Below are 10,529 nucleotides of genomic sequence, written 5' to 3' on the forward strand. Positions count from 1 at the left end.
GCCGTCGTCCTGAACCCGAGCCGGTAACAGCCGACGTCTCGGACCCTGACGCCGCCACCACGAGTCGACCGACATCACGAGTTCAAGTTCAGTACATCGCCGAGGTGCCGGAAATTTAGCGTTTCGGGTCAATACATAGGTAGGCGTTACCTCTCGTGGCTGGCCCGAAAGGCCCCGTCCCGGTGCTCGCTACATCGGGCGGGGCAACCCCCCTGTGGGGGAAGGCCGTTGACACCGACGGTATCGTGCCGTCCGCCCGCCGGCCGCCCCGAAGGGCCCCACGAAATCCCCCACGTGAAGCTGGAAGCGTCACCGTCGCACATGGGGCTTATTTCGCCATGGAGCGATCGAAAACGCTCACAAGTAGTCGGCCTGAGTCCGCGCCGACTCCGGTCGCGAGGACTCACGCCGGCCAGCCGCTGACCGCGGCGGGTACGGAGACGAGCTGCCAGCGGCGCTCGCGGAAGGGCCAATGTCAGAGACGGCGGACGTTCTACACCTGGCGGCCCCGACACCGGGAGACGCGGGCTCTTGCTGTCCGCGAGCAACAGCGGCCGGCTCCCGGATCCTTACCATCCCCGCCCGGCCGGACCCCGGCCACCGACGCCGCCCAGTGCACCGTCCCCCGCACTCCCAACTCCGCGGTGGGGCGACTGGGAGTCGGGCTGGTTCCGAGGGAAGGCCGCGAAGCGGCGCAGCCGGTTTACGATCGCCCCGATAGCGAAGGGTTTAGCGTTCCGAGGCGTTGATCATCGCGGTGAACTGGCCGGCCTACTCGACCATGCCCTGGGGCCGAGTCCTGCTGGTGCAGATGCCCACCACGTAGCCGATGAGCAGGGCGAGCACGGCGAGAGCTCCGACGGCGCTCGTACCGATTGAGAACAGGCAGGCGCTCTGGGCGATGAGACCGCCAGCCTGCCCAGCCCGCCAAGGATGGGCGGTGAGGACTAGGCTTGGAAACAGAGCGCCGAACGGCGCACCGTGTTCGCCAACAGCATTGCTAAAGCGGCGAATTGAGGGAGGCGTCATGCCTCATGGAAGCCCGCAGACTCGACTCGTATCCGCATGTCGATCTGTCCTTCTCCACGGAAGCAGACGTGGACGAACTCGACAGGCTGCTTCCGGGGAGCCGGCCGGGTGACACGGTTCGCGTCCCTCTGCCGATCGCTTTGATGGCGGCGCACCTCGCTGATGACCTTGTCGCGCCCAACCCTGCGGTGGAGACGATGCTGCGGCGCTTCCTGACCGCGATCACTGCGCGCATCAGTGGACTTGATGCCACGGTGGATCCGCACGAGTGGCCGAATCGGCTTACGGCGGTGCTCCGGCGGGGAAGGCTGCCGGAGCGGGGTGTCGACGGATACTTCCGGGCCCACGGCGAGCGGATGCGGCTGCGCGGCGAACGACCGCTGCTGCAGGATCCGCGGCTGCGGGAGGAGTGCTCGCGCAGGGCTGAGCCCGGGAAGCTGGCGATGGACCGCGCGTCGGGGAACACGCAGCCGTGGCGCCCGCACACGCCGGAGTCCGAGCCGATACCGCTCGCCGAGGCGTTCGGATGGCTGCTGGCCTGGCAGGGCTTCGGCCCGTCCGGAACCGGTGCCCAGCGACGACACGGCGGCATCGACCGGAAGTACATGGTGGCCGGCTGTCTGCGCTCTGCCGTCTCCTACCACCCACTCGCCGGCACCTTGTTCGACAGCCTGGTGCTGGGCTGCCCACCGCCGGAGCTGTGGCCGGACCCGCCGGGCGAGGACCTGGCCCCGTGGGAGCGGACCGCTCTGACCGATCCGCTGCTGCCTGTCCAGGTCCAGGGGCCGGTGACGCTGCTGGCGGGCCGGTCGACGCACTCCGTGCTGCTGGACGTCGACGGGGACCTGGTGGTCGGCTGCTGGGTGGCCTGGGGCACCCTGACCGCCGCGCCAGCAGTGCGCGACCCGTTCGTCGTCCAGGGCGTGAAGGCGTACCGGTGGGCGGACTACCGGCGCAGCCTGCTGCGTGACTTCGACGCGCTGGTCCATGCCCGCGATCCATCGGACACCGGGACGAAGCAGGTCAGGATGCCGGCCTGGCTCGGTGTGCTGGCCGACATGCCGCCTGACGTGATCGACCGTCTCGGCGATATCCGGGTGCGCGCCCTCGGGATGGACCAGGCGAAGCGGGAGGGCGGCGAGGAGCAGTGGTTCGCCCAGACCACGCCCGCGAGCGTGGCCGAGTTCCTGCCCACCCGCCATCCCGAGCGCGCTGCCCGCATCACCTTTCTGTCCACAGCGGTGGACGGCGCCTCGAAGGGGCTGCACAGGGCGCTGCGCGGGGCCTGGGCCGAGATCGCGCCAGGCTCCGCCGACGCCAACCCGTGGCTCGACCGCGCAGATCATGAGTTCTGGGACCGGTCCGACCGGCCGTTCTGGAACGCCGTCGCCTCGCCGCCCGGCGACTCAGATCCGGACTTCGCCCGGCTCGCCCTCGACATCTACGACACCTCCACCCGTTCCCATGCCGCTCGGCCGCCCGGACTGGGGGCTATCGCCCGCCAGCGCGCACCTCTCGCCCTTGCCGCCCGCCGCGCGCACCGAGGAGGGACCCGCTGATGGACACTCACACCGCGCCCCCACCGCGAACAGCAGCCCGGCGCAGCCGCTTCGACTCCTACCTCGTGACCGTCCGACGTGCGTGCTCGACGCCGGCGGGCCGAGCCGCCCTGCAGGGCGGGCTGGCGGACGGCTTTCGCCACCCGTGGCCGATGTTCGAACACCTGCTGCCGCACGGGACTATCCCCGCCGCGGCGACGAGCACCGCCCAGTACCCTTACCTGCTGATCGCCTCGCTGTATGCGTTGCATGAGGTGCCCAACCCCCGGATCGGCCCCGGCGAGCCGGACTTCGGTGCGGTGCCGGTGTCGAAGCCGTGGCAGAACCTCGGCTGGTCCTACCGGATGGCCGTTGCCTCGGGCGGCATGAAGTCCAGCCGGGCAGAGGACGACCTCGCCCACCTCGCCCAACTCATGCTGCCGGCGCTGTACGAGGCGCTGCCGGGTGTCGTCGGACAGCTCCGCGGCAAGCGCGCGCCCGTCGAATGGGCCACGCTCCTGCGGGACCTGACGCTGTGGCAGCGCCGGGGCGACGAGGTCCGGATCCGCTGGGCCCGAGCGTTCTACCAGCCCACCGCATCGAACGGCGATGAATGACGATGACCGACCGATCGAGGAATCTGCACCTGGATCTGCACGCCCTGCAGTCCTACCCGTTCTCCAGCCTGAACCGCGGACGGTTCGGCGAGCCCAAGCACGCCACCTACGGAGGAACCCTCCGATCGCGAGTGTCCTCGCAGAACACCGATCGGACGTTGCGTATGTCGGTCGAGGAGCAACTCGGCGAGATGGCGCTGCGCTCCACCCGGTTTCCGGAGCTGATCGCCCTCCAACTGGCCGAACGCGGCTGGCCCGCGGACGAGGCCGCCGCCGCGGGGCGCATGCTGATCGAGGCGGCTTCGGTCGAGGGACTGACCGTGGGGAGGGACGGGACCAGCAACGAGATGCTGTTCCTGCCGGACACCGCCCCGGCCGCGTTCGCCGACATCGCCGAGCGCCACCGCTCCGCCTTCGCCGAGGCGTCCGCCGCAGCGGCGAAGGCATCGGCGAGCGCGGGTAAGAAGACAGAGGCCGACGATCACGGCACGGAGTCGCTGCCCGCACTGGCGGCGAAGGCAGTCCCGGCGAAGGAAGTGCGCGCCGTCCTGGCCACCCGCAACGCCTCCATCACGGCGTTCGGCCGGATGCTCGCCGACGAGCCCGGCTCCGAGATCCGCGGGGCGATCCGCACCGCCCATTCGCTGACCACCCACGAGATGCAGCCGGAAGTGGACTTCTTCACCGCAGTCGACGACGCCCAACGCCTCAACGGCGACCGGCACGGCGCCGCGCACCTGGGCGACCAGACATACGACAGCGGCACCTTCTACCGGTACAGCTCCCAGCACATCACCCGGCTGCTGGACGGGATGAACCACGATTGGGAGAACACCGGGCGCAAGGTGGTCGAGGCGTATGTGCGGGCGTTTGCGCTGGAGCCGCCGAACGCCAAGGCCGGCAGCACCGCCCCCTTCACGGTGCCGCACGTCCTCTACATCGCGGTACGCACCGACCGGCCGGTGAACCTGGTCGGCGCGTACGAGAAGGCGGTACCCGCCAGCGCGGACGGCTACCTTCCCGAGTCCATCCGGCGCCTGAACACCCACGCCGCCGCAATCCACGGCTTCCTCGGCACAGGCGGCCTGGCCGGCCACGCCCACGGCGGACTCGTGGCCGACGAACTGCCGGCCCTCGGCCCGCTGATCAACCCGGTCGAAGAACTCGTGGACTGGACCGTCGAGACGATCTCCGAGGCACTCCCATGACCGGCGGCCTGCTCCTCCACCTCTCCGGACCCCTCCAGTCGTGGGGCGGCGCGCAGGTGCGCAACGTGTACCCCACGCACCGCCACCCGACCCGCTCCGCACTGGTCGGCCTGCTCGCCGCCTCACTCGGCCGCGAGCCGGATGCCGACAACAGCGAGGACCTCGGCCGCCTGCGGTTCACCATCCGCATCGACCGCCCCGGCCGGAACGAGACCGACTTCCACACCGTCGGCGGCGGCTACCCGCCCGAGAAGACCCCGCCCACCGCCCGCGGCAAGCACAAGACCAAGGGCGGAACACTCCTCACCTACCGCGACTACCTCGCCGACGCCGCATTCACCGTCGCCGTCACCGGCCAGCGCAGCACCCTCGCCGGCCTCGCCCGTGCACTTGAGCACCCCGTCTACCCGTCCTACCTCGGCCGAAGCAGCTGCCCGCCCGACGTGCCGCTCCTCGCCTGGGCCGACGCGGACCCGGCCCGTGAACTGCGCTGCTTCCCCCTCCACCGCGACGCCGGCGGCCCCGTCGAGTTCGTCTACGAGGAGGCGCCCGAAGCCCGGGCACCCGCCGACGAGACGCTGCGCCAGGACTACCGCGGCCGCCAGCGCTTCGCCGACTACCCCCTCTGGTACCGCTGGCTGGACCTGCCCGACGCGCCCGACGGCGGCCTCGGCACCGACTACCTCACCGCCCTGACCGACTACCGGAAGACACGACCATGAGCACCGCCCTCGAACCCCGAGCTGTGGGCACGCCCGCCGACGTCCCGACCATGCACCTGAGCGAGATCGTCCTCGACCCGGCGAGCCGCACCGCCTGGACCGACCTTCACGACCGAACCCGCCTGCACCACCGCATCCAGAGCCTCTTCCCCGACGGCTACACCCCGCGCCACCGCGTCCTCTACCGCCTCGAACGCCGACCGCACGGACCGGTGCTGCTCGTCCAGGCCGGCCTCCCGGTCAACGGCAACGCCCTGCCCCGCCACTACGCGGCCCGCATCGAAACCCGCGACCTGACGCCGCTGCTCGGCTGGGCCACCGAGGGCCGCACCGTCCGGTATCGCATCGACGCGAACCCCACCACGGCCCGGACCTGCGCCGCCGGCGCCGCTCACCGCCGCGAGCTGCGCACCCCGCTCTCGGGCGCCGACGCCGTCGAATGGTGGGCCCGCCACGCCTCAGCGGCCGGCCTCGACGCCAAGACCGTCACGGACACCAGGCTGGACTCGATCACCGCCCGCCGCAGCGAGCACCACCGCCCCCTGCGCCTGCCCGCCGTCCGGTTCGAAGGCATCGCCGACGTCACCGACAGCTGCGACCTGTACACCGCGCTCGCGCACGGCATCGGCCAGGGCAAAGCGTTCGGCCTCGGCCTGCTCTCCCTCGCCCCCGTCCCGCGGCCGTGACACCATGCCCAGCCGCCCATCCCCCCAGCCATGGGCGAAGCTGACCGGCATCGAAGCCCCGTACGGCGTGCTTCTGCACGGACTGGACAGCGCCGCCATGCTGACCGCCCTGTGGCACCACTACCTGAGCCCCCATCAGCGGCGACTCATCACCCGAGGCTGGCGCCTCTCCCAGCCCCGAACCGTCGCACTGCTGATGCTGCTGGCCGCCCTCCACGACACCGGCAAGATCACCCCCGGCTGGCAGGGCCGACACCCCGAGGCCGACCACCTCACCGGCACCCCCGGCTACCCGCCCCCGCCCGACAACGCCGCCGTCCCCGCCCATGAACGCGCCACCCACCTCGTCCTGCCCGAACTCCTGCACCGGATCCGGGGACTACCGCTCGACGACAGACCCACCGACCTGGTCGCCCAGCAACTCGCCCAACTCGCCGGAGCCCACCACGGCAGCATGCTGCCGACCCTCAGCCACCTCGCCAGCGAACTCACTGACCCCGCCACCGCCCTGCCCGCCCTCGGCATCGACGGCTGGGACTGCGAACGCGAACACCTCGTCCGCACCGCCGACACCCTCCTCCACCACCCCCGACTGCCCGACCGCCCCGCACCGGCCACCACCGCGATCCTCACCGCCGGCCTGATCTCCCTCGCCGACTGGCTCTCCTCCCAGGCCGACTGGATCAACGCCCGCCTCGACGACTGGAACCGCCACACCGTCACCAGCCCCGCCGAACACCTGCGCCGCGCCCGCCGTCTCGCCCCCGCCACCCTCCGACAGGCCCAACTCACCACCCCCACCACCCCGCCGCCCACCACCATGCACGCGATGTTCCCCCACCTCGCCGGACACCCCCTTCACCCGCTCCAACGCGACATCGAAAGACACCTTCCCGCCCTCGTCGCCCAGCGCGGCCCTGGGCTGACCGTCATCGTCGACCAGACCGGCAACGGCAAGACCGAGGCCGGCCTGTTCACCGAAGCCGTCATGGGCTCCGCCGCAGGCAGCATCGGAACCGCGATCTTCCTCCCCACCCGCGCCACCTGCGAGCCCATGTGGACACGCCTCGCCAAGCGCACCCGCGACAACACCCAAGGGACCGCCCCGACCGGCCTGGTCCACGCCCTCGCCCGCTTCCACCCCGCCTACCGACCTCTGCGCCCGATCAGCACCGAAGCACCCGACGCGGCCCTCGTCGACGAATGGCTCGACGGCCGACACCGTCCGCTGCTGATGTACGAATGCGCCGCCACCTGGGACCAACTCGCCACCGCCGTCCTGCCCGTGCGCTACAACACCGCCCGCTGGCTCGGCATCACCCGCAAGACCGTCGTCATCGACGAGGCCCACGCCTACGGCCCCTACGAACACCGCCTCACCAAGGAAGTCCTCCACTGGCTCGCCGCATTCGAAATCCCCGTCGTCCTGCTCTCCGCCACCCTCACCGGCCGCACCGCCGCCGACCTCGTCCACGCCTACCGCTCCGGAGCCGGCCACACCGACACCCCACCCGTCGAAATCCCCTACCCCGGCTGGGCCTACATCGACCACCGCACCGGCACCGTCACCACCAGCCCCACCATCCCCTCCAGCCGACAGCACACCCTCACCGTCACCGTCACCCCCGCCGCCCACACCCACGACCCGCGCAACCCCCACGGCCGCGCCCACGCCATCCTCCGCGCACTCCAGCCCCTCCTCGACGAGCACGCCGGCAGCGTCCTGATCGTCTGCAACACCATCGCCGACGCCCAGGCCACCCACACCCTCCTCACCGACACCTTCGCAGCCCTGCCCGACCCACCCGAACTCCTGCTCCTGCACGCCGAATGCCCCCACCACCGCCGACACGCCCGCACCCGAACCCTCGAACGCCGCACCAGCAAGAACGCCCCCCGCCTCCGACGCCCCTTCATCGCCGTCACCACCCAACTCGCCGAGCAGAGCCTCGACATCGACACCGACCACGTCATCACCGACCTCGCCCCCTACGCCCTGCTGATCCAACGAGCCGGCCGCCAGTACCGCCACCCCCGCGACAACCGCCCCGACTGGGCCCGCCACCCCCACCTCACCGTCCTCGTCCCACCCGGACCACTGCCCCACGCGTGGCTGAACGTCTACGACGAATCACTGCTGCTCCGCACCCGCGACATGCTCGGCCCACCGGGGGACCACCAGCTAGACGTGCCCAAAGGCATCCCGCCCGTCCTCAGCACCGTCTACGAGGACGACTTCACCACCCCCACCGGCATCAACCGCCTCAGTGCCGAACACGCCGCCGACACCGCAGCCGAAACCACCGCCGTCCCACGCCCTGGACGCGTCACCGACCTGCGCCAACTCTCCAACGGCGAAACCGAGCACCCCGAAACCCGACTCGGCGCCGACAGCATCCGCGTCCTGCCGGTCTACACCAACACCCGCGGAACCTGGCTCAACCGCCGAGCCACCCAGCCACTGCCCACCCGCCTCGACCGCACCACCACCCACCACCTGATGAACCTCACCCTCCCCATCCGCGCCTCACTCCTCCACGACCGAAGCCCCGACACCGAACCACCCGCCAACTGGCACAGAGTCAGCGCGCTAAGCCACGTGATCCTCCTGCCCCACCGACTCACCCCCACCGGGCCCAGCGCCTACCGCACTCCCACCACGACCATCCGCCTAGACCCGGACCTCGGACTCGTCCACCGCCGAGAACGACGGTAGAACAATCGCCCCTTGGTAAAGAAATAGCAAAGGCCGCACATTGCTGCAGGTCAGCAAGGGTGCTCTCCCCGCGCGCAGAGCTTCGCCGGGGTTCCCCGCGCTTGATCAGCGACAGGTACTGTGCTCTCCCCGCGCGCAGAGCTTCGCCCTGCGCATCGACGACGGTGTCCGGGGGAGCCGGGTGCTCTCCCCGCGCGCAGAGCTTCGCCGACAGCTGAGGAACCCAACGCGTTGACCAGCGTGTGCTCTCCCCGCGCGCAGAGCTTCGCCGTGATCCGGTACGTAGTCCATGACCCACCAACGGTGCTCTCCCGCGCGCAGAGCTTCGCCGGCGCGGTGCGCCGAGTGCGCTGGTACGGGAGTGTGCTCTCCCCGCGCGCAGAGCTTCGCCGGTGTACCGGGCGGCCGCATTCTCCGTGGCACCGTGCTCTCCCCGCGCGCAGAGCTTCGCCGTACCGGTAGCCGTCGCCCGGCGTGGTCTTCCCGTGCTCTCCCCGCGCGCAGAGCTTCGCCGCAAGGCCCTGACCTGCCCCTAGAGCTGTAGAGTGCTCTCCCCGCGCGCAGAGCTTCGCCGTTGGGCAGGCCGGGCAGCCCGAAGCCGGGCACGTGCTCTCCCCGCGCGCAGAGCTTCGCCGTCGATCGAAACGCTGACGTGCCCTTCTTCGGCGTGCTCTCCCCGCGCGCAGAGCTTCGCCGCCTGGTTGCCCAACCAGCGAACCACTCAACCAGTGCTCTCCCTGGCGCAGAGCTTCGCCGACCGCGCCGACGAGCGACGTCCGCACCGGCCTGTGCTCTTCCCGCGCGCAGAGCTTCACCGCCGGCCAGTGAGGGCGGGTGGGAGTGGGCCCAGTGTTCTCCAGGCGCGCAGAGCTTCGCCGTTGATCCACCCCGCGTACCCGGCCAGGGTTCCGTGCTCTCCCGGCGCGCAGAGCTTCGCCGGACCCGTTCGGCTCCGCGATGCACGGCGTCGGTGCTCTCGCGCGCAGAGCTTCGTCGACCCGGCGGCGGACGACCACTTCGTCGTGGGGGTGCGTTCCCTGCGCGCAGAGCTTCGCCGTCGGGGTAGTTGGCGCCCGTCCACGCCGCACCGTGCTCTCCCTGCGCGCAGAACTTCGCCGGACGGTCGGTGGACGGCTACGGGGCTGTTGGAACGTTCTCCACGTGCGCAGAGCTTCGCCGGGAACCGATGAGCTGTACGTCATCGGGGACTGGTGCGCTCCACGCACGCAGAGCTTCGTCGATCAGGTTTGTCCACGAGGCGTGGAACGCCGAGTGCGCTCCACGCGCGCAGGGCTTCGCCGCCGCCGAGCGGCTCGGCCAGTGGGCCCCCGGGTACTCTCCCTGCGCGCAGAGCTTCGCCGCCTCGCCCAACTCTGCCCGCCCGTCTGACCTCGTGCTCTCCCTGCGCGCAGAGCTTCGCCGCTGCAACGGCTCGCCGACGATCCCGCGGCCGCGTGTTCTCCCTGCGCGCAGAGCTTCGCCGGCACCGGACCACAGCACGGCGTCCACCGCACGGTGCTCTCCCCGCGCGCAGAGCTTCGCCGATCGCGCCCCGGTGGTAGTGTGCGGCGGCCAGGTGCTTTCCCCGCGCGCAGAGCTTCGCCGGACCTCCACCTGCGAGGCAAGAGCGACGAGTGGTGCTTTCCCCCGCGCGCAGGGCTTCGCCGACGTAGCCGATGTGGAGCACCTGAGCGTGCTGGTGCTCCTCCTGTGCGCAGAGCTTCGCCGACCAGGCGGGCCAGCGGCGTCTCCGCCGCGATGTGCTCTCTGACGCCCGCAGAGCTTCGCCGGACGGTCGGTGGACGGCTATGGACTTGTTGGAACTTCCTCCGCACGCGTAGAGCTTCGCCGGTGCTTCTTGTGCCGAAGAAGAAGATCCCCTCGTGCGCTCCGCGCGCGCAGAGCTTCGTCCCTTAATAAGCTTCCTGAGTACTCGGCGAGAGACGTGGCGTCAGCTATGACCCAACGGCGATGTTGAGGACGATCACGATCACCAGCCAAAGGGCGGCTGCG

At 70.8% G+C, this 10,529-nt stretch carries 6 protein-coding genes and 1 CRISPR repeat array; all 6 genes read left to right on the top strand.

What is annotated here, in order from left to right; genetic code table 11:
* Window positions 1–1,097 precede the first annotated feature (1,097 nt).
* From casA to cas3, 6 genes are read left to right on the top strand one after another with little or no spacing between them, the layout of a single operon-like run.
* Complete coding sequence (gene casA, locus ACFV4P_RS35705; RefSeq protein WP_380477655.1) at window positions 1,098–2,588, top strand: type I-E CRISPR-associated protein Cse1/CasA; 1,491 nt, start codon at window positions 1,098–1,100, stop codon at window positions 2,586–2,588.
* Entirely contained in the window at window positions 2,588–3,184 is a 597-nt protein-coding gene (casB, locus tag ACFV4P_RS35710) for a type I-E CRISPR-associated protein Cse2/CasB (RefSeq protein WP_380477656.1), read from the top strand. The genes casA and casB overlap by 1 nt, the downstream gene beginning before the upstream one ends.
* Window positions 3,185–3,186: 2 nt before the next feature.
* Window positions 3,187–4,392: a type I-E CRISPR-associated protein Cas7/Cse4/CasC gene (cas7e, locus tag ACFV4P_RS35715; protein WP_380477657.1), complete on the top strand. Its 1,206-nt coding sequence runs from the start codon at window positions 3,187–3,189 to the stop codon at window positions 4,390–4,392.
* On the top strand, window positions 4,389–5,114 hold the full coding sequence (gene cas5e, locus ACFV4P_RS35720) for a type I-E CRISPR-associated protein Cas5/CasD (RefSeq protein WP_380477658.1): 726 nt from the start codon (window positions 4,389–4,391) through the stop codon (window positions 5,112–5,114). Before cas7e ends, cas5e begins: the two co-directional genes overlap by 4 nt.
* Window positions 5,111–5,800: a type I-E CRISPR-associated protein Cas6/Cse3/CasE gene (cas6e, locus tag ACFV4P_RS35725; protein WP_380477659.1), complete on the top strand. Its 690-nt coding sequence runs from the start codon at window positions 5,111–5,113 to the stop codon at window positions 5,798–5,800. The genes cas5e and cas6e overlap by 4 nt, the downstream gene beginning before the upstream one ends.
* Before the next feature lie 4 nt (window positions 5,801–5,804).
* A complete protein-coding gene (cas3, locus tag ACFV4P_RS35730; RefSeq protein ID WP_380477660.1) occupies window positions 5,805–8,516 on the top strand; it encodes a CRISPR-associated helicase Cas3' in 2,712 nt (903 codons plus the stop codon).
* 59 nt (window positions 8,517–8,575) lie between these two features.
* A CRISPR array of direct repeats spans window positions 8,576–10,427; the repeat unit is 29 nt; unit sequence GTGCTCTCCCCGCGCGCAGAGCTTCGCCG.
* Window positions 10,428–10,529: the final 102 nt, after the last annotated feature.

This window comes from Kitasatospora sp. NPDC059795 (assembly GCF_042732175.1).
GTDB lineage: Bacteria > Actinomycetota > Actinomycetes > Streptomycetales > Streptomycetaceae > Kitasatospora.

Coding starts and splice junctions, on each gene's coding strand:
- cas6e (WP_380477659.1), top strand. CDS start 5,111: ATGAGCACCGCCCTCGAACCCCGAGCTGTGGGCACGCCCGCCGACGTC.
- cas7e (WP_380477657.1), top strand. CDS start 3,187: ATGACCGACCGATCGAGGAATCTGCACCTGGATCTGCACGCCCTGCAG.
- casB (WP_380477656.1), top strand. CDS start 2,588: ATGGACACTCACACCGCGCCCCCACCGCGAACAGCAGCCCGGCGCAGC.
- cas5e (WP_380477658.1), top strand. CDS start 4,389: ATGACCGGCGGCCTGCTCCTCCACCTCTCCGGACCCCTCCAGTCGTGG.
- cas3 (WP_380477660.1), top strand. CDS start 5,805: ATGCCCAGCCGCCCATCCCCCCAGCCATGGGCGAAGCTGACCGGCATC.